We start from the raw sequence: 20,688 nt of genomic DNA, 5'->3' as shown, positions 1-20,688 counted from the left end.
GAACCACACATGTCTATTGTACTCAGACAAATCACTAAAACGTACCACCAACAAAAGGCCTTGGACGAAGTTTCGTTCGATGTATCGCCCAATACTATAGTTGGTTTTCTGGGCCCTAACGGAGCAGGAAAGTCAACCACTATGAAAATCATGACTGGTCTGATCCCTGCAGATTCAGGCACTGTAGTCATCAATGGGCTTAATTTGGAAAATGCACACCGGGAAATCAAAAAATTGATTGGTTACCTTCCGGAGAATAACCCGCTGTATGGAGAAATGTACGTCCGGGAGATCCTTGCTTTTGAAGCAGGAGTACATCAGATCGCAAATAAATCCCAGCGCATAGAAGAGGTCATGCACCTTACCGGCCTGGAAAGCGAACAACATAAAAAGGTACAACAACTCTCCAAAGGTTACAGACAACGCGTGGGATTGGCAATGGCTATTATCCATGATCCTCAGGTGCTTATTCTGGACGAACCTACCACAGGATTAGATCCTAATCAGATTCTCGAAATCAGAAGTCTTATCAAAACACTTGGAAAAGAAAAAACCGTATTATTCTCTACCCATATCATGCAGGAAGTGGAAGCCATTTGTGATGCTGTCGTTATCCTTAAAAAAGGAAAAGTAATGGAAGATTTTGCATTAAACGAATCAGCCGCAAAATACCCTGGCTTAACAATGGAAGATATTTTTGTTCAAATAACTAAATAAAATTTTCAAAACTTTCTTTCTGTTCGACTGTTATTACTATATTGAATATCAATAAACACAGGAAAACATGAAAAAATTATTTTTACCTTTTATTCTTTTATTGGGAACAGTCGGTGTTACTCAAGCTCAAAAAATCGAAACTAAGCCTCAGACATCAGCAGATGTAGGTATGAGACCGATTCAGACAGGCAACTGGATGGTAGGTGGTTCTATCGGAAGCCTTGGCTATAGTTTTGAAGGCAAATCTTTCAATGCAGCACTTAATCCCCGTGCAGGATATTTTGTATCCGATGGTATTGCTATTGGAGCTGAAGGTATGTTGGGATTGACCACAATAAAAGATGGAGAAAACGATTGGAGATATGGTATTGCTCCATTCGTAAGATACTACTTCCCGGAGGGAGCTAGTTCTACAGGCCGTTTCTTTGGTCAGGGTTCTGTTGGTATTGCTGGAAGCTCATTAGGAGATGGTGCAACATTTACAGCAGGAGCAAACATAGGGTATGCACACTTTATTACACAAACAGTGGCGTTGGAAGCAACATTTGGATACAATTACTCCAAAGCAAATGTGAGCGGTGCAGATAAATCTACCGGTCTTGGTGTGGGTGTAGGTTTCCAGATCTATCTTCCGGGAAAAAGATAGTTTTAACTTAATCCATTAAGAAAGTACCGGCTGATCAGCCGGTACTTTCTTGTTTTACCGCCTTCTATTTGCTATTTTCGAAGCAAAAAACAAGACATTTTGCTTAGTATTTATAAAAAAGAGGTATCCTCGTATTTCAATGCACTTATCGGGTATCTTGCTATAGGCCTATTTCTCCTGATTACCGGTTTATTATTTTGGGTATTCCCGGAAACCAGCATTCTTGACAATGGCTATGCTACCCTGGAAGGTTTTTTTTCGCTTACACCTTACCTCTTTATATTTCTTATACCTGCCGTTACAATGCGGTCTATTGCCGGAGAAAAAGCGGATGGCACATATGACCTTCTTCTAAGTCGTCCGGTTACAGTAAAACAGATTGTTCTGGGTAAGTTTTTAGGTGGTATTACCATCACCACATTAGCAATTTTACCAACTATTATCTATGCTATTTCCGTTTACTTTTTAGCAAACCCTACTGGCAATATAGATATCGGTGCGACTGTTGGTTCATATATCGGATTAATACTATTAGGGATTGGATTTGTTGCTATAGGACTCTTTTGTTCCTCCCTTTCAAAAAATGCAATTGTTTCTTTTTTACTGGCTGTCTTTTGTAGTTTCATAGCGTTTTATGGTTTTGATGCCGTCAGCCAGTTAAGTGCCCTTAATTCTTATGAGACGTTTGTCAAAAACATCGGATTTCAGGAACATTATCTGGCTATCAGCCGCGGTGTACTTACAGTATCTGATTTTCTCTATTTTATTTCTGTACCCCTGTTCTTTTTAGTATTGACTGTAGGACATCTCCGTCGTCGATTCAATCCCAGAAAGAAGACCTTTACCTATTATGGAGCTACCATAGCTATTGTCATTCTTCTCAATTCAGGGCTTATGAATTCATGGTTTGACCGTATTGATTTCACAGCAGACAAGCGGTTTACCCTGACTGATACATCCAAAAACATTGTTCAGAAATTAGATAAAGACATATATATTACCATCTTTCTTGATGGAGAATTACCCAGTGGATTTGACCGTCTTAAAAAAGCAGCTATTGATATGGCATCAGACTTACGCTCTTATTCCAATGGCAGGATTAAATTCAATATATTAAATCCATTGACAGGTACACCTGCGGAACAACAGGAATTTACGCAGGCATTGGTCGGAAGAGGATTATACCCCACCAATCTCAGTGTAAAATCTGAATCCGGATTCAATCAAAAAATGATTTTCCCCGGTGCCATTATCTCTACTGAGGACCGGGAAATTGCTCTCAATCTCCTGCAGAACAGAAGCAGTGCAAGTCCGGAACAGATCCTGAATAATTCTATTCAAAATCTGGAATATGCCTTTATATCCGCTATTACTAAAGTTACAAAGAAGGATTTTCCATACATAGGATTTACAGAAGGACATGGGGAAGCTACAGACCTGCACTTGTATGATGCCATGCATTCGCTTATGAACGGGAATGAGGTTGGACGTATCCTTCTGGACTCCCTCGATTATGAAGGTCTGAAAAAGCTGGATATCATGGTCATTGCCAAACCGGTTAAAGCATTTTCAGAAAGTGACAAATACAAGATAGATTATTTTATAAGAAATGGTGGAAATGTCATATGGGCAATCGATCAGATAGATGCAAGTCTGGATCAACTTAGAGCAACAGGAGAACAGCCCATAATAGGACGACAACTCAATCTGGACGATCAGCTCTTCCTGTATGGCCTACGTTTTAATTATAACCTGATAGCAGATATGAACTGCGGACAGATTCCAATCAGTGTAGGCAATGTTGGCGGACAATCTCAAATAGAGCTCGCTCCCTGGTTATTTTATCCTATTCTTATGCCAGTATCCACGAATCCTATTGTTAAAAACCTGGACGGAATACGTACCGAATTCACAGGAACTATAGATACTATTGAAGCAAAAGGCATTAAAAAAGAGATCATACTCCAATCCTCTCCCTTTACACGTATACTCAGCACCCCGGCCACAATATCATTGCAAATGGTAGAAGAACAGCCAGATCCTGCACGCTTCAAAAGCAATCCGGCTACCGTAGCCGTGTTGCTACAGGGGAAATTTCCTTATATTTTTGAAAATCGCCCGGCTCCGGCAGGAATTCAAAATCCTGCAGACTTGTCTTCGGTATCTAAGCCCGCAAAAATGCTGGCTATTGCAGATGGAGACTGGCTGATCAATCAGGTCAATACATCCGATCAATCTCCTTTTCCATTGGGATGGGATCGCTATACCAATCAGCAGTTTGCAAATAAAACATTCCTGGAGAACGCTGTGGACTATTTATTAAATGATACTTCTCTGATATCACTCCGAAACAGAGAAATCAAACTGCGTATGCTCGATCAGGCGCTTGTTCGGAAAGATAAGCTGCAGTGGCAGTTTATAAATGTAGTATTACCCGTTGTTATTCTGTTTTTGGCAGGATTGCTGCAACAGCTGTTGCGAAAAAGAAAGTATACAAAAAAAGCCGCCCCTAGTATTTAGTGACGGCTCTATATTTAGTTCATTATTATTTCTTCATGGTACCAGTCTCGCTGAGACGGATATGCCAGCTGAAAGCCTCTTCCAGCAAGTGAGGAGTATGACCTCCTCTTTCCTTTGCGCGGTCAAAATACGACTGCAATTCTTCTCTGAAATCAGGATGTACACAATTGTCTATAATAACCTGTGCCCGTTCACGTGGAGCCAATCCTCTTAGATCTGCAAGACCTATATCGGTCACCAGTATATCCACATCATGTTCTGTATGATCCACATGCGATACCATTGGCAACACATGAGAAATAGCATTCTCTTTGGAGGATGCCTGCGTCACAAAAATACTTAGGAACGCATTACGTGCAAAATCTCCGGATCCGCCAATACCATTCATAATCTTTGTACCGCTGATATGTGTAGAGTTAACATTACCATAGATATCAAACTCTATTGCGGTATTGATTGCGATTACTCCGAGACGACGAATCAATCCGGGAGTATTTGAAATATTCTGCGGTCTCAGCACAATACGATCTCTGTATTTTTGCAGGTTATCAAATACCCTGCTGTAACATTCTTTGGAAACCGTGATAGAAGAAGCTGAAGCAAAGGATAATTTACCAGAATCAATAAGATCAAAGGCACTATCCTGCAATACTTCCGAAAACATAGTCAGATCGTAAAAATTGCTATCCTTAAAACCTGTTAATACAGCATTTGCCACTTTCCCGATACCAGCCTGCAAAGGAAGTAGACGATCTGTCAAATGACCTAACTTCACCTCATTTTCAAAGAATGCCATAATATGATTGGCAATAGCTGTAGTTTTGACATCTGGTTCAGCAATATCTGCCGGACTGTCTACAATATCTGTAAATACAATAGCTGCGATTTTGTCAGGATTAATCGGAATCGTCTTTCTTCCAATTTTATTCCAGGGAGCTACTATAGGAATAACATTACGATATGGATAGTCTTCTGCCTGATAGATGTCATGAATACCTAATACATCCAACGGAACAGCAGTATTGATTTCTAAAATAACTTTATTCGCCAAAGCAGCAAACGTAGCCGAATTACCTACCGATGTAGTAGGGACAAGACTTCCGTCACGATCGATATAAGCAACTTCAAGAACAGCAATGTCGACCGGAGGAAGATTTTTATTATGTAAAAGTTCTGCACTTTCGCTCAAATGCTGATCTATAAAAAGAACTTCACCATCATTTATCTTTTTACGCAACACACGATCTACCTGAAAAGGCATTCTTTTCTTCAGTGCCCCTGCTTCAGCCAGTTTGCCATCAGTATCATGACCAAGTGAAGCTCCGGTCATTAATGTAATCTTTATTTTCTCCTTCTGCGCCCGCTCAGCTAAAGCTGGCAATACCACTTTACTATCTCCGGCTTTTGTAAAACCACTGGAGCCTACAACCATATTATCTTCGAAGAGAAGAGCTGCCTCAGCAGCACTGACTACTTTATCTTTAAGACTTTCTAACCGAATTCTTTCCTCTGTCATATTTATAAATAAAAACTTATCAAACCTCATTTACAACCAGCTCATAAAGAGCACAGACAATATTAACCATTTATTTATTTGGCATTTTATTGCGTTTTGCCACAAAATTATCCAATAAAGACGATATATTTGTAAATATTTATGAATCAGTGATTAATATCATTTTATTAACTTCTTTTTTACCGGAATGAGACATTCTTATCTGTGTAAAATATTGATAGTATGACCGTTATAATCAGGAGGACAATCCTCAGAAATGAGTATCAACTAACTTTTGAGCAGTTTACAGGTAAGTACAAACTTACTTTTACACATTATAATTGTTAATCAAGGATTTAATCATTAAAATTTCGCGAAGATGGAAGCCAAATATGTAGATCGGTATTACATGACAGAAGTAGATGCATTTGAGGATAGCATCTATTGTCATCATAAAGTGATGGGTGAAAGCTTTATTGCTGAACATATGCATCAAAAAGGGCAGTTTCTATATACTGAAGGGGGAGTTGTATTTCTGAAGACACCGGATAAATCTTTTTTTCTTCCGGCACGTCATTACATCTGGATACCATCGGGTATGAAACACAGCATTCATCCGAGCAGTCCTGAAGTGATTATGCGAAATCTTTATTTTCCCAAATTTGAAACGGATACAGATTTTTTCGACAAGATTAACATCTATCCCGTAAACGATCTGCTGATTGAACTGATCATGTTTACTAACAGATGGAATGGTAATATCTTTCCCGTTGAAGAGCCTAAGTACTCTATTGCCAAAGCATTCAAACTAATTCTGCCGGAACTATCTCAGACAGAGCTTCCTCTGGCTTTGCCTTATCCCAGTCATACCAAATTAAAGGATATTATTACTTATCTGGATAGCAGAATTGAAGAAAACGTAAGTTTTAAAGACGTTGCCAAACAGTTTGATATCAGTGAACGCACACTGGCCAGACTTTTCCAAAAAGAGCTTAATATGTCTTTTATACAATACTATACCATTCTAAGGATGTTAAAGGCGTTGAAATTATTACTGGATGAAAAATTAACGGTCAATGAAGTGGCTCTCAAAGTCGGATACAGCAGCCTTCCTACTTTCAGCAACACCTTTAATAAAATAGTGGGAGTTCGTCCGAGTGAATATGTCAAGCACAAAAACCACTTGCTGTAAGCCTGGCCTCTGCTTCCTGTTATTTTTTCACTATCTTTAGCGCAAGACACAAACCATACTATGAAACTAAAGAATGCATTTGCAGCTCTAAGCATAGGAGTTTTATTATTCTCCTCTGCTCCCTTAGCTGCACAAACTGTAAAAACTCCAAAACCTATCCAGTTATTCAACGGAAAAGACATGAAAAACTGGATCATTAAGATCCGTCAACACGAAGTAGGCGATAATTATGCAAATACATTCAGAGTTGAAGACGGACTCCTAAAAGTAAGATATGACGGTTACAAATCCTTTGACAAACAATATGGTCATATTGCCTATGACAAACCATTCAGTGCTTACGTCCTACGGGTACAATACCGCTTCGTAGGAGAACAGGCACCGGAGGGTGAAGGTTGGGCATGGCGCAACAGCGGAGCAATGCTGCATGGTCAGGATCCGCGTACAATGTTAAAAAATCAGGACTTTCCGATATCTATTGAAGGACAATTGTTAGGTGGAGACGGAAAAAATGAACGTACCACAAGCAACCTGTGTACCCCGGGTACCAATGTCGTTATGAATGAGAAATTATTCACTCCCCACTGTATCAGTTCTAAATCCAAAACTTACCACGGAGATCAATGGGTAACAGCAGACTTTGTGGTATTAGGAGATTCTGTTATTCAGCATATTCTGGAAGGTCAGGTAGTACTGGAGTATAATAAACCTCAGATCGGAGGAGGAAGTGTATCTGACTATGATCCGGCTCAGAAAAAAGACGGGCAGTTGCTGAAGCAGGGATATATTTCTCTTCAGAGTGAAAGTCACCCTATAGATTTCAAAAAGGTCGAATTATATAATCTGGAGCCTTACATGAAAGATCCTAAAAAACTGGATAAGATCGTACAGCAAATCATTACACAGAAATAAGACAGAGGGCCTGATTAGCTATAATCAGGCCCTCTGTCTTATCGCAACGAGAAAAGGGATACATTATTCATGTATCCCTACTATATCGCTTTTAAACAGGTCTAACGAGGAATTAACCTAATTTGTTAACCAATTTAGTCAATTTCGATTTGTTGTTAGCAGCTTTTTTCTTGTGAATTACGTTTTTCTTAGCCAAACGATCCAACATAGAAATTACACGAGGTAATAAAGTTTTAGCTTCTTCTGCTGAAGTAGTGTTACGTAATTTTTTGATTGCGTTACGAGTCGTTTTTGCTTGGTAACGGTTTCTCAAACGCTTAGTTGCATTTGCTCTAATTCTTTTGATCGCTGATTTATGATTTGCCATTTCTATTAGCTAAATTTATTTCTTTACTTAAATTTCGGACTGCAAAAATAACCCATATTTTTCATATATCAAAATCTAAATTAAAGTTTTGCTTGCTTATCTTTGCATATGCAAAAATTATCCATGGACCAATTGCAGCGTCCTGATGTCGAAACGTTTAAAAAGCAATCTAAAATACCGGTTGTACTGGTATTGGATAATGTAAGAAGTATGCACAACGTAGGCTCAGCCTTTCGTACTTCAGATGCTTTCGCGGTCGAAAAAATTATTTTGGGAGGCATCACCGGTACTCCTCCTCATCGTGAAATAGAAAAAACAGCACTGGGTGCCACTTCATCTGTAGATTGGGAACATGCTCCTGATTTGATCAGCAGACTGAATGCATTAAAAGATGAAGGATATCAGATACTGGCAATCGAACAGGCTGAAGGCAGTGTGATGCTACATCAGTTTGAACCCTCATCAGATCAAAAATATGCCTTTGTCTTTGGCAATGAAGTACACGGTGTAGATGAAGAAATCATGAAGATCTCGGACGGATGTCTGGAGATTCCTCAATTCGGCACCAAGCATTCTTTTAATATTTCTGTCACAATCGGTATCGTCTTATGGGATTTTGTTGTAAAAAACAGATTTAATTGAAAAATAGTTCAGAAGTTCGCTATTTAAACTTTTAGATATCATCGCAAAACAGTAGATTTGTGATGCAAAAAACAAGACAAAAATGAGTGTACTAGTTAATAAAGATTCAAAAGTTATCGTACAAGGCTTTACAGGAACAGAAGGTACTTATCACGCAACTCAAATGATTGAGTATGGCACAAATGTCGTAGGTGGTGTAACCCCGGGCAAAGGTGGTCAGCAACATTTGGACCGTCCGGTATTCAATACTGTTCAGGATGCTGTAGACAAAACCGGTGCTAACGTATCTATCATCTTCGTACCACCGGCATTTGCTGCTGATGCGATTATGGAAGCTGCTGCTGCAGGTATCGAAGTAATCGTTTGTATTACTGAAGGTATTCCTACAAAAGATATGATTCAGGTTAAATCTTACCTGAGCGACAAAAACTCTCGTTTGATCGGTCCAAACTGTCCGGGTATTATTACTGCAGATGAAGCTAAAATTGGTATCATGCCAGGTTTTATTTTCAAAAAAGGTAATGTAGGTATCGTTTCAAAATCAGGAACCTTAACATACGAAGCAGTGGATCAGACTGTGAAAGCAGGATTAGGAATTACCACAGCTATTGGTATCGGTGGTGACCCTATTATTGGTACAACTACTAAAGAGGCTGTAGAATTGTTAATGAATGACCCTGAGACTAAAGGTATCATCATGATAGGTGAGATCGGTGGTGGTATGGAAGCTGAAGCTGCTCGTTGGATCAAAGAACACGGTACAAAACCTGTTGTTGGTTTTATCGCAGGTCAGACAGCGCCTCCGGGACGTCGTATGGGACACGCTGGTGCTATCGTAGGTGGTGCAGATGATACTGCTGCTGCTAAAATGAAAATCATGGCAGAATGTGGAATTCGTGTTGTAGAATCCCCTGCTGAAATCGGAAAAGCAATCGCTGAAGAATTAGCTAAATAAGCGTTCTTACTGAAATATTTAAAAGCCGGAGTAGATTTTACTCCGGCTTTTTTATTACCCCCTCTATACCACCCATTTGATCTCTAAAAGAGAGACTTATTATATCACTTCTATGACACAAGGATTAGCGTAGCGATGATTGTGCTTTATAGTATTCCGGGTGAGGACAGCAGCATAGAAGTGGAGTAGCTTAAAAAGTAACAGAACGGTATGCATTTTAGAATATCGGTCCTTAACCTCTCTCCCGATAAACGGAATCTCTCCTTGAAAAGGTGAGAAGAACAGTTCGGTTAACAGTTGTAGTTTGTATGGAGCAAGCTTTAGCATAGCGCTGCTAGTGCCTTTGTAGTATTACCGGTGTGGATAGCAGTAAACAACGTCCTTGATGCGTCTGTTGGTGTCCTCACCAACAGCATAGAAGTGGAGTAGCCTAAAAAGTAACAGAACGGTATGCATTTTAGAATATCGGTCTTTAATCTCTCTCCCGATAAACGGGATCTCTCCTTGAAAAGGTGAGAAGAACAGTTAGGTTAACCGTTGTCACTTTTATGGCGCAAGCTTTAGCGTAGCGCTGCTTGTGCCTTTGTAGTATTGCCGGTGGGACAACAGCATAGAAGTAAAGCAGTTAAAAGGTAACAGAACTGTACACCTGGAATATCGGTCTTTAACCTCTCTCCCGATACATCGGGATCTCTCCTTAAAATGGTGAGAAGAACAGTTCGGTTAGCCGTTGTCATTTGTATGGAGCAAGCTTTAGCGAAGCGCTGCTTGTGCCTGATACTTTGTATAATGAAGTCTGCAATATCCGGATTTGGTTTAACTTTAGCTTCAGGTTTCGGTTTGGTTCGGTTATCCCCTGGACTGAAAACAAAAAAGCCCTTATCTGTCTCCAGAAAGGGCTTTCGTTTAAAAAAAGGCACCGACCTACTCTCCCACCTGTTACGGCAATACCATCGGCTCTGGCGGGCTTGACTGCTCTGTTCGGAATGGGAAGAGGTAGACACCGCCGATATAGGCACCTGAATACTTTTTTGATATTATAAACTAACCAGTTGTATGTAGTCAGCACAACATCAATGACATTATATTGAAAGAAATAATTAAAGAGGAAGACAACAGTGTTATCTGCTTGAGAAAGCTTCGGGCTATTAGTATTGCTCGGCTATGGTATTTCTACCTTTACACCTACAACCTATCAACGTAGTCATCTTCTACGACCCTATAAGGAAGTCTCATCTCGTGGCTAGTTTCGCACTTAGATGCTTTCAGCGCTTATCTATTCCAGACGTAGCTACCCTGCCGTACACCTGGCGGCATAACAGGTTCACCAGCGGTCTGTCCAATCCGGTCCTCTCGTACTAAGATCAGATCCACTCAAACTTCCAACGCCCACAACAGATAGGGACCGAACTGTCTCGCGACGTTCTGAACCCAGCTCGCGTGCCACTTTAATGGGCGAACAGCCCAACCCTTGGGACCTTCTCCAGCCCCAGGATGTGACGAGCCGACATCGAGGTGCCAAACCTCCCCGTCGATATGAGCTCTTGGGGGAGATCAGCCTGTTATCCCCAGCGTACCTTTTATCCTTTGAGCGATGGCCCTTCCATACAGAACCACCGGATCACTATGTCCGTCTTTCGACCCTGTTCGACTTGTCGGTCTCACAGTCAAGCAAGCTTATGCCATTGCACTCCACGTACGGTTACCAAGCGTACTGAGCTTACCTTTGAAAGCCTCCGTTACCTTTTTGGAGGCGACCACCCCAGTCAAACTACCCACCAAACAATGTCCTCGACATAATCGAGTTAGAAACCGAATACAGAAAGGGCGGTATTTCAAGGTTGATTCCACGACTCCTGGCGAAGCCGCTTCAACATCTCCCGCCTATCCTACACATCCTGTACCCAATTCCAATGTTAAGCTATAGTGAAGGTGCATGGGGTCTTTCCGTCCCGTTGCGGGTAACCGGCGTCTTCACCGATACCACAATTTCACCGAGCTCATGGCTGAGACAGCGCCCAGATCGTTACACCATTCGTGCAGGTCGGAACTTACCCGACAAGGAATTTCGCTACCTTAGGACCGTTATAGTTACGGCCGCCGTTTACTGGGGCTTCGATTCAATGCTTCTCTTGCGATGACATCCCCTCTTAACCTTCCAGCACCGGGCAGGTGTCAGGCCTTATACCTCATCTTTCGATTTTGCAAAGCCATATGTTTTTGTTAAACAGTCGCCTGGGCCTTTTCACTGCGGCTTCTCACTCTCGTGAGGAAGCGCCCCTTCTCCCGAAGTTACAGGGCCATTTTGCCGAGTTCCTTAGCCATGATTCACTCGAGCACCTTAGGATTCTCTCCTCGACTACCTGTGTCGGTTTACGGTACGGGTTTTTATAACCTGAAGCTTAGCGGGTTTTCTTGGAAGTCTGCTTACCTGCTCTATCAGCGCCACCGAAGCTTTGCTGTACTATTGGGGTTCAGCTAGAAATGCGGATTTGCCTACATCTCTAATACCTACGCCTTTTAACGAACTATTCCGTCAGTTCGCGGCAGTGTCACTACTCCGTCACCACATCGCAGTTATAAAAAGTACTGGAATATTAACCAGTTGTCCATCGGTTGTCCCCGTTCGGGTGTACCTTAGGCCCCGACTAACCCTGATCCGATTAGCGTTGATCAGGAAACCTTAGTCTTTCGGTGGGCAGGTTTCCCACCTGCCTTATCGTTACTTATGCCTACATTTGCTTTTCTATAAAGTCCACGCCACATTACCATGACGATTCACCCCCTATAGAATGCTCCCCTACCAGTATATACTCATGTATATAATCCATAGCTTCGGTAATACACTTGATGCCCGTTTATTATCCACGCCCGGCCGCTCGACTAGTGAGCTGTTACGCACTCTTTAAATGAATGGCTGCTTCCAAGCCAACATCCTAGCTGTCTGGGCAACCGGACCTCGTTAGTTCAACTTAGTGTATATTTGGGGACCTTAGCTGATGGTCTGGGTTCTTTCCCTCTCGGCCTTGGACCTTAGCACCCAAAGCCTCACTGCAAGATATATTTGATAGCATTCGGAGTTCGTCTGGATTTGGTAGGATTTGACTCCCCCGCACCCAATCGGTAGCTCTACCTCTATCAAACTAAACTCTCACGCTGTTCCTAAAAACATTTCGGGGAGTACGAGCTATTTCCCAGTTTGATTAGCCTTTCACCCCTACCCTCAGGTCATCCGGAAACTTTTCAACGTTTATCGGTTCGGTCCTCCATTACATGTTACTGCAACTTCAACCTGCCCAAGGGTAGATCACAAGGTTTCGCGTCTACCTCATCTGACTATGCGCCCTATTAAGACTCGCTTTCGCTTCGGATACGTGGCTGAACCACTTAACCTTGCCAGACAAGAGTAACTCGTAGGCTCATTATGCAAAAGGCACGCTGTCACAGAATCTCTCTGCTCCAACCGCTTGTAAGCACACGGTTTCAGGTTCTTTTCACTCCCCTGTTCGGGGTTCTTTTCACCTTTCCCTCACGGTACTGGTTCACTATCGGTCTCTCAGGAGTATTTAGCCTTGGCGGATGGTGCCGCCGGATTCCCACAGGGCGTCTCCGACCCCGCGGTACTCAGGATACCACTATGCTGACCCTCTTTACGTATACGGGACTATCACCCTTATCGTGCAGCTTCCCATCTGCTTCTACTTCATACGGTCAATACAATCTCGTGGTCCTACAACCCCATAAATGCCGTAACATATATGGTTTGGGCTCTTTCCCGTTCGCTCGCCACTACTTGGGAAATCATTATTATTTTCTTCTCCTACGCCTACTTAGATGTTTCAGTTCAGCGCGTTCGCGTATTATACAACATACCTTCAGTATGTTAGGTTGCCCCATTCGGAAATCATCGGATCAATTCGCATTTGCCAATCCCCGATGCTTATCGCAGCTTATCACGTCCTTCTTCGCCTCTGAGAGCCTAGGCATCCCCCGTGTGCCCTTATTTACTTTCTTCTCAACCATAGCCCTTTTGCTACTATGGTGATGCTTGTATTGTGTCTTCCAAATTAATGGAAAACGTCTCTACTGTTGTCTTCTCTTGTAATTTTTTTCTTTCAATATGTCAAAGAACTCGTTAAGAAATTTATCGTGTTATCCTGCGATAACACTTTTCTATGGTGGAGAATAACGGAGTCGAACCGTTGACCCTCTGCGTGCAAGGCAGATGCTCTAGCCAGCTGAGCTAATTCCCCGGCTTGTGTGGTAGTCCCGAGCAGATTTGAACTGCTGACCCCTACATTATCAGTGTAGTGCTCTAACCAACTGAGCTACGGGACTAGCTTTTTCTTAATCTCTCTCGGTAACTCCATTCCTTTTATTGGGATGGGTACTTTCTTCTTAATGTCTTTTTTTAATCATGTGTATACGTAACGAGCACCAATTCAAGTACTCTAGAAAGGAGGTATTCCAGCCGCACCTTCCGGTACGGCTACCTTGTTACGACTTAGCCCCAATTATCGGTTTTGCCCTAACACGCTCCTTGCGGTTACATGCTTTAGGCACCCCCAACTTTCATGGCTTGACGGGCGGTGTGTACAAGGCCCGGGAACGTATTCACCGCGTCATTGCTGATACGCGATTACTAGCGAATCCAACTTCATGAGGTCGAGTTGCAGACCTCAATCCGAACTGTGATCGGCTTTCAGAGATTGGCATCACATTACTGTGTAGCTGCCCGCTGTACCGACCATTGTAGCACGTGTGTAGCCCCGGACGTAAGGGCCATGATGACTTGACGTCGTCCCCACCTTCCTCTCTGCTTGCGCAGGCAGTCTGTTTAGAGTCCCCATCATTACATGCTGGCAACTAAACATAGGGGTTGCGCTCGTTGCGGGACTTAACCCAACACCTCACGGCACGAGCTGACGACAGCCATGCAGCACCTAGTTTCGTGTCCCGAAGGACTGATCCGTCTCTGGATCATTCACTAACTTTCAAGCCCGGGTAAGGTTCCTCGCGTATCATCGAATTAAACCACATGCTCCTCCGCTTGTGCGGGCCCCCGTCAATTCCTTTGAGTTTCACCCTTGCGGGCGTACTCCCCAGGTGGATAACTTAACGCTTTCGCTGGGACGCTGACTGTCTATCGCCAACATCGAGTTATCATCGTTTAGGGCGTGGACTACCAGGGTATCTAATCCTGTTCGATCCCCACGCTTTCGTGCATCAGCGTCAATAACGGCTTGGAATGCTGCCTTCGCAATCGGGGTTCTGAGACATATCTATGCATTTCACCGCTACTTGTCTCATTCCGCATTCCTCAACCGCATTCAAGTTCTTCAGTATCAAAGGCACTGCGACAGTTAAGCTGCCGTCTTTCACCTCTGACTTAAAGAACCGCCTACGCACCCTTTAAACCCAATAAATCCGGATAACGCTTGGATCCTCCGTATTACCGCGGCTGCTGGCACGGAGTTAGCCGATCCTTATTCTTCGGGTACATTCAGCTACGTTCTCAAACGTAGGTTTATTCCCCGACAAAAGCAGTTTACAACCCATAGGGCAGTCATCCTGCACGCGGCATGGCTGGTTCAGAGTTCCCTCCATTGACCAATATTCCTTACTGCTGCCTCCCGTAGGAGTCTGGTCCGTGTCTCAGTACCAGTGTGGGGGATTCTCCTCTCAGAGCCCCTAGACATCGTTGCCTTGGTGAGCCGTTACCTCTCCAACTAGCTAATGTCACGCGAGCCCATCTCTGTCCTATAAATATTTGATTATAATGTGATGCCACATCAATAATGTCATGCGGTGTTAATCCGACTTTCGCCGGGCTATCCCCCTGACAGAGGTAGGTTGCTCACGCGTTACGCACCCGTGCGCCACTTTCATATCCAGCAAGCTGGATAATCTCGTTCGACTTGCATGTATTAGGCCTGCCGCTAGCGTTCATCCTGAGCCAGGATCAAACTCTCCATTGTAATAATGAATTGTTCGACACCTAACTATTTATCAATAAAAATAATTAGAATTGTCTTTGTTTATTTCTAACCTGAATTGACTTGGTTGATTGTTTGTTAACTTTCGTTGACTTATCAACTACTCGTTACGCTACATGATTATTTCTTTAAAGAACTTCGCGCTTCCACTCTCGTTTCAGCTTCTATTTCAACAAGGCATTGCGCCCCTTTTGATCTTGTTTTTTTCCTTCGTTTCTGAAGGGACTGCAAAGGTAGAAATCTTTTTTAAAACTCCAAAATATTTGTGAAAATATTTTCTGGCCTTTTTTCTCTCCCTTTTTAACCTCCCCGATTCCCTTGCGGTATCGGACCCCCAGTCTTCATCTTAAGCACTAAAGCTCTTCTTTCCGGCTGGTAGGCTTGCCCCTCTCAAGGGACTGCAAAGGTAGAAATCTTTTTCGAAACCCGCAAATCTTTTTTGCAAAAAATCTGCGCTCCCGTATATTCTAAACCCCTTTTTTCAGTAGTCATCCCTTTCGAAACAACCGTCCCTCCCTTGCGGAGTGGTGCAAAGGTAGAACTTTATACTCATTACTTCCAAACCTTTTTTAACCTTATTTCTAAAACAAAACATAACTACCTGAAAATATACAAGATAAAATACGTTATAACAAAGAAGAGCGGGACTATTCCCGCTCTTCTTTGTATTATTATGCCTTAATCCTATATTTATTTAAAAACCCAGAATCTTTGCAAAGGATAGTTAAATCCTAAAGAAACGATCAGCTCTACGGCCAATCTTCCAATCTTATAATCAATATGGAATAAATTAGAAACTAATGGGGTTCCTTCGGATTTAAGAAAGATACTACCTAATACAACCAGAACAAACTTCCATATCTGATTACCAACAGGACTGTCACTCTTTTTAAATGCCCAATACCGGTTTAAAGTAAAATTGACAACTGCGCCAAGGCTTCCGGATATACGAATTGCATTCTTAACATCAATACCAATTACTTCTTTACAAAAAACCATGACAGCATAGTCGAATGCTCCTCCGATAAAAGCTGATGCCTGCGCTTTAATAAACGCTCCTATTTTTTGTTTCATCTCCAGGGGAAGGGATTAATCTACCTTTTTCAATCGTTCCTGCTGTTCTTTGGCAGCTTTTTCTTCCATGTCTCTCACATCCCCCATCTTTAACAACAATCCGGTATCTCTGAAATTAATAAATACCAGAATAGCACAAATAGCTGCAACCAGGTAATTGATTACTCCCGGAAAAACAACTTCGAGTACCAGTACAAGGCTGATAATAACACGAATTTCTGTTGGGCCAACAAATCCGGCATCTATCGTATATTTATCGGTGACTTTATATCTCAACTGGGAAATAATCATACTCCAGCCATAACAGGCAACCAGAATATAGCCAATCACCTCAAATACACCGGTTGCATAAATAATATAACCGAATCCGATCATAACTGTACTGATCCAATCCATAATAATATCGAGAGAAAACCCATACCATCTGCGGGATTTGTTACGGTAAAATGCCAGACGTCCATCCAGTGAATCACCCAGCCAGTTGATCATAAACCCCAGTATTCCTAACAGTAAATATTCAACAGCAATATGTTTGGCTAAGATAAAGGCTAATAAGATGAGTGCTGATCCAAATGTCCCTATACCTGTCAGCATATCAGAAGAAATCCAGGAAGGTATTTTAGGCACTAGATAGGTAATCAACTTTTGTTCAGGATTGCTCAGAATATTTGTTCGCTTACGATCCTGAAACAATTTTTTATTTATTTTCAATTCACTCATACAACCTCAAATTATAACCACTTATGCTCTTTATACCAAAATAATGTTTCTTCCAATCCCTTTTTCAAATCGAATTGCGGATCAAATCCCAGCTCTCTTCTTGCTGCCGTAATATCACATGCCCAGTTTGCAGCCGTGAGTTCGTTCAATCGCTCCGGATATAAGACTGGTATTTTTGCGGAACGTTTATATGCCCACTCAAATAATCGTGCCACTAATCCAACTACCCCATTTGGAAGATGAATTCTAAAGGTTTTCTTTTGCAGTACATTATTAAAAATATTAGCCATTTCATAACGGTCATAGACCTGACCATCTGTTATGTTGTATATTTTAAACTGAGCATGTGTTGCAAAACAGGATTGAAGGATCGCTTGTACCAAATCCTTCACATAGATAAAGCTGAGTTGCTGAGGAGATCGTCCGATATAAGCATCTACTCCACTATTTAATGTCTTGAAAAGAACATATATATCTTTTTCCCGAGGCCCGTAAACTGCTGTAGGCCGGATAATGGTTAATGGTTTATCTCCAAATTGTTCTTTCACTGCCTTTTCAGATTCACGTTTACTGCGTCCATATGCAGTTACAGGGTGATACGGAGATTGTTCAGAAATGAGACCTTGCTCGATAGAAATAGGTCCGACCGCAGCCAGACTGCTTACAAAGGTAGCGCGCTTTAAAGGAATAGCGGCTTTGAAAACAGCAGAGAATAAGTTTAGCGTATATTGTTTATTGACCCGGACCAGGTCTTCTTCCTTTTTAGCTCTTGTCATTGCCGCGGCATGAATCACATACTGGTATTGATGTTCTTCCAACAAGGCTACTAATCCGTCTGTATCTTCATAATCCGGATAAACGAATTTGTCAACAGCATGCTCGATTTGGGAAACGGCACTGGATTTACGTACTGCCGCATGAACCTCAAGGCCGGCGGATTTGGCTGCTTCAACTAAGTGAAACCCGACAAATCCGCTAGCCCCGGTTATTAGGACTTTTTCTTTCATATCGCTTTCTCGTAAAAACGATAACGCTTATATAATTTACCATTGATTTGCTCAATGGCGTGATTCATCATGTAATTATGCTCTAACATCCAGGAACATTCCGCTCCTTTGATACCTGCAGGTGATGCATTTTTAATAATACGGCCATACAGACAAGCTTCAATACCCATTTTTCTGTAATCGTCTAAAACTCCTAACATCAGCACGCGAAGAGTTTTGAGCTTACCTTTTCCAAAAAGGAGTTTGAAAATACCCGTTGGAAGTAACCTTCCACGTTTGATCTTGATCTGAATTTCATTGATATTTGGAATTCCTACCGCAAAACCTACAAGTTCATCTCCTTTCTCAGCTACTAATGCAAATCTGGGATCAACAATCATTTTCAGATCTTTGGCCACATAATCAAATTCATCATCAGTCATAGGCACAAATCCCATATTCTGATCCCAGGCCTTGTTATAGACTTCTCTTATTTTACTTGATTCGTTTTTAAAATCCTTAAGATTAATCTGGCGTAGAATAATACCTGACCGTTTCAAACGTTCTTCCAATCTATCCAGCAAGAGTACCGACCGCTGATCTGCTTCTGCAGTATTAATGTAATACGCCAGAAGATCGACACGCTTGGAAAGTCCGGCTTTCTCAATCAGATCGATGTAATAGGAAGGATTGTATGGCATCATGGCCATCGGCGGAAGATCAAAGCCCTCAATTAACAGACCACAAACATCATTCGTGGAAGGATTAAATGGTCCGGCAATATGATCACCTCCTTTTTCTTTCACCCAGCTAATAACGGCAGCAAACAATTTATCAGCGACTTCCTGATCATTGATACAATCAAAAAAACCAAATGCACCTTCGTTTACTTTGTTAAACTCATTGTTACGTACATTCCAGATTGCAGCTATACGACCTACCAGCTTATTATCGCGATACGCTAAAAATGGTTGAACCTGTGAATGTTTGTAGAAAGGATGTTTGCCCGGGGTGAGTAAGTCCTCCTGACCTAAAAAGATCTCGGGGACATAATTTGGATCTTCCGCATGAAGATCATGCGGAAAATCAATAAAGATCCGTCTTTGTTTCTTTGTTTCAACGGGAATAATCTGAATCATAGGAGATTAGATTAAAGATTCAATTTCTGCTTGTTTAAAAACGCGAACCATTTTCTCTACGGCCTCATCGATCTGGTCGAAAGTATGTGTTGCCATCAGTGAGAACCGGATTAAAGATTCTTCTGAAGGAACTGCCGGAGATACTACAGGATTAACAAAAACGCCGTCGTCCTGCAACATTTTAGTCACCCAGAATGTTTTCTCATTGTTACGGATAAAGATTGGCAATATAGGGCTTTCAGTAGCTCCCAGATCAAAACCGCTCTCTAACAATAGTTGTTTTGCGTAATTTGTATTCTTCCAAAGATTTTCCATATGCTCCGGCTCGCTGATCATAATTTCCAACGCTTTTAACGTTGAAGCTACAGAAGCTGGAGTCATACTTGCACTGAACATTACGGAACGTGCATTGTGCTTTAAATAATCAATAACATCTGCATCACCGGCTACAAAACCACCAAGAGAAGCTAACGACTTACTAAACGTTCCCATAATCAGATCAACTTTATCCGTCAACCCGAAGTGAGAAGCAGTACCTGCACCATGTTCTCCGATTACACCCAGACTATGCGCATCATCTACCATCAAAGCTGCATCGTACTCATCAGCAATTTTGACCATTTCCGGCAGGTTGACAATGTCACCTTCCATACTGAAAATACCGTCAGTAACAATAAGTTTAGCACTTTCTGAAGGCAGACGTGATAATTTGGCACGAAGATCGTCCATATCATTATGACCGTATTTTATTACTTTGGAGAAAGACAGGCGGCTACCGTCAATGATAGATGCATGATCACGCTCATCCAGTAAAATATAATCATTACGTCCCATCAGACATGAGATCGGACCCAGGTTGGATTGAAATCCAGTACTGAAAAGGATGGAGGCTTCTTTACCCACTAATTGAGACAACTTGTGCTCTAATTCAATGTGAATATCCAGCGTTCCATTTAAAAAACGAGATCCGGCACAGCCTGTTCCATATTTTGAAAGAGCGTCTTGAGCCGCTTCAATAATACGCGGATCAATTGTCAATCCCAGATATGAATTGGAGCCAAACATCAGCACCCTTTTGCCGTCGATCATCACCTCTGTATCTTGTTTTGACTGGATAGGTCTAAAATAAGCGTACAGACCTTTCGACTTCAGCTCTTCGACAATATTAAAATGCGAAATTCTCTCGCTTAACTTTCCTTTGCTCATGCGAATAAAAGGCTTTTTCTATTTTAGTAAAATCAATATAATTCCTATTTTTTTCTTTGATAATTTACCATTTTGGACAAATGTTCAACAAATAAAACACTTTATTCGCAACAAAAACCTC

At 41.9% G+C, this 20,688-nt stretch carries 14 protein-coding genes, 2 tRNA genes and 3 rRNA genes; 7 read left to right on the top strand and 12 right to left on the bottom strand.

From position 1 onward, the window contains the following. Positions 1–9: 9 nt before the first annotated feature. The 3 genes from I6J03_RS12635 (at position 10) to gldG (ending at position 3,883) form a co-directional block, all read left to right on the top strand. Entirely contained in the window at positions 10–717 is a 708-nt protein-coding gene (locus I6J03_RS12635) for an ATP-binding cassette domain-containing protein (RefSeq protein ID WP_003011536.1), read from the top strand. Between the two features lie 67 nt (positions 718–784). Continuing rightward, the gene (locus I6J03_RS12630; protein WP_003011535.1) at positions 785–1,363 is read left to right on the top strand and encodes a hypothetical protein; all 579 of its coding nucleotides are present in this window, start codon (positions 785–787) and stop codon (positions 1,361–1,363) included. 99 nt (positions 1,364–1,462) lie between these two features. Further along, a complete protein-coding gene (gldG, locus tag I6J03_RS12625; RefSeq protein ID WP_003011534.1) occupies positions 1,463–3,883 on the top strand; it encodes a gliding motility-associated ABC transporter substrate-binding protein GldG in 2,421 nt (806 codons plus the stop codon). Between the two features lie 25 nt (positions 3,884–3,908). Here the strand turns inward: gldG and I6J03_RS12620 are convergent, their stop codons facing one another. After that, a complete protein-coding gene (locus I6J03_RS12620; RefSeq protein ID WP_039990492.1) occupies positions 3,909–5,399 on the bottom strand; it encodes a succinate CoA transferase in 1,491 nt (496 codons plus the stop codon). A gap of 358 nt (positions 5,400–5,757) precedes the next feature. Here I6J03_RS12620 and I6J03_RS12615 point away from each other — a divergent pair, with 358 nt between their 5' ends. Further along, on the top strand, positions 5,758–6,570 hold the full coding sequence (locus tag I6J03_RS12615; protein ID WP_003011532.1) for a helix-turn-helix transcriptional regulator: 813 nt from the start codon (positions 5,758–5,760) through the stop codon (positions 6,568–6,570). Between the two features lie 60 nt (positions 6,571–6,630). Further along, positions 6,631–7,482: a 3-keto-disaccharide hydrolase gene (locus I6J03_RS12610; RefSeq protein WP_003011531.1), complete on the top strand. Its 852-nt coding sequence runs from the start codon at positions 6,631–6,633 to the stop codon at positions 7,480–7,482. Positions 7,483–7,594: 112 nt separating this feature from the next. Here I6J03_RS12610 and rpsT read toward each other — a convergent pair whose 3' ends face one another. Next, positions 7,595–7,849 (bottom strand): 30S ribosomal protein S20, encoded by a 255-nt coding sequence (gene rpsT / locus I6J03_RS12605; protein ID WP_002992614.1) that lies wholly within the window; start codon positions 7,847–7,849, stop codon positions 7,595–7,597. Positions 7,850–7,957: 108 nt separating this feature from the next. Here rpsT and I6J03_RS12600 point away from each other — a divergent pair, with 108 nt between their 5' ends. Both I6J03_RS12600 and sucD read left to right on the top strand, forming a co-directional pair. Then, positions 7,958–8,491 (top strand): RNA methyltransferase, encoded by a 534-nt coding sequence (locus tag I6J03_RS12600; RefSeq protein WP_003011530.1) that lies wholly within the window; start codon positions 7,958–7,960, stop codon positions 8,489–8,491. Positions 8,492–8,573: 82 nt separating this feature from the next. Further along, positions 8,574–9,446 (top strand): succinate--CoA ligase subunit alpha, encoded by an 873-nt coding sequence (gene sucD, locus I6J03_RS12595; protein ID WP_002992612.1) that lies wholly within the window; start codon positions 8,574–8,576, stop codon positions 9,444–9,446. A 911-nt stretch (positions 9,447–10,357) separates the two neighbouring features. On the opposite strand, the gene rrf is transcribed toward sucD, so the two are convergent. The 10 genes from rrf to spt all read right to left on the bottom strand — a co-directional run bounded on the left by rrf (position 10,358) and on the right by spt (position 20,567). Beyond that, positions 10,358–10,469: ribosomal RNA gene (rrf, locus tag I6J03_RS12590) — 5S ribosomal RNA — on the bottom strand. 106 nt (positions 10,470–10,575) lie between these two features. After that, a 23S ribosomal RNA gene (locus I6J03_RS12585) occupies positions 10,576–13,460 on the bottom strand. Between the two features lie 162 nt (positions 13,461–13,622). Next, a tRNA-Ala gene (locus I6J03_RS12580) sits at positions 13,623–13,699 on the bottom strand. Positions 13,700–13,707: 8 nt separating this feature from the next. Then, positions 13,708–13,784: transfer RNA gene (locus I6J03_RS12575), tRNA-Ile, on the bottom strand. A 117-nt stretch (positions 13,785–13,901) separates the two neighbouring features. After that, positions 13,902–15,424: ribosomal RNA gene (locus I6J03_RS12570) — 16S ribosomal RNA — on the bottom strand. Together the 16S, 23S and 5S rRNA genes with 2 tRNA genes alongside form the textbook arrangement of a ribosomal RNA operon. Positions 15,425–16,132: 708 nt before the next feature. Then, positions 16,133–16,516 carry a GtrA family protein gene (locus tag I6J03_RS12565; RefSeq protein WP_003011012.1) on the bottom strand — a complete coding sequence of 128 codons (384 nt, stop codon included), beginning with the start codon at positions 16,514–16,516 and terminating at the stop codon, positions 16,133–16,135. Positions 16,517–16,531: 15 nt separating this feature from the next. Next, positions 16,532–17,236: a CDP-alcohol phosphatidyltransferase family protein gene (locus I6J03_RS12560; protein WP_003011014.1), complete on the bottom strand. Its 705-nt coding sequence runs from the start codon at positions 17,234–17,236 to the stop codon at positions 16,532–16,534. A gap of 11 nt (positions 17,237–17,247) precedes the next feature. Further along, the gene (locus I6J03_RS12555; protein ID WP_003011017.1) at positions 17,248–18,243 is read right to left on the bottom strand and encodes an NAD-dependent epimerase/dehydratase family protein; all 996 of its coding nucleotides are present in this window, start codon (positions 18,241–18,243) and stop codon (positions 17,248–17,250) included. Continuing rightward, positions 18,240–19,361 (bottom strand): hypothetical protein, encoded by a 1,122-nt coding sequence (locus tag I6J03_RS12550; RefSeq protein WP_201693719.1) that lies wholly within the window; start codon positions 19,359–19,361, stop codon positions 18,240–18,242. Before I6J03_RS12550 ends, I6J03_RS12555 begins: the two co-directional genes overlap by 4 nt. 6 nt (positions 19,362–19,367) lie before the next feature. Then, positions 19,368–20,567 carry a serine palmitoyltransferase gene (gene spt, locus I6J03_RS12545; RefSeq protein WP_003011027.1) on the bottom strand — a complete coding sequence of 400 codons (1,200 nt, stop codon included), beginning with the start codon at positions 20,565–20,567 and terminating at the stop codon, positions 19,368–19,370. Between the last annotated feature and the right edge of the window lie 121 nt (positions 20,568–20,688).

Origin of the sequence: Sphingobacterium spiritivorum, assembly GCF_016724845.1 — a bacterium.
GTDB classification, from domain to species: Bacteria; Bacteroidota; Bacteroidia; order Sphingobacteriales; family Sphingobacteriaceae; genus Sphingobacterium; species Sphingobacterium spiritivorum_A.
The sequence above is the reverse complement of the archived record's forward strand: the minus strand, read 5'-3'. Positions and strand labels throughout refer to the sequence as shown.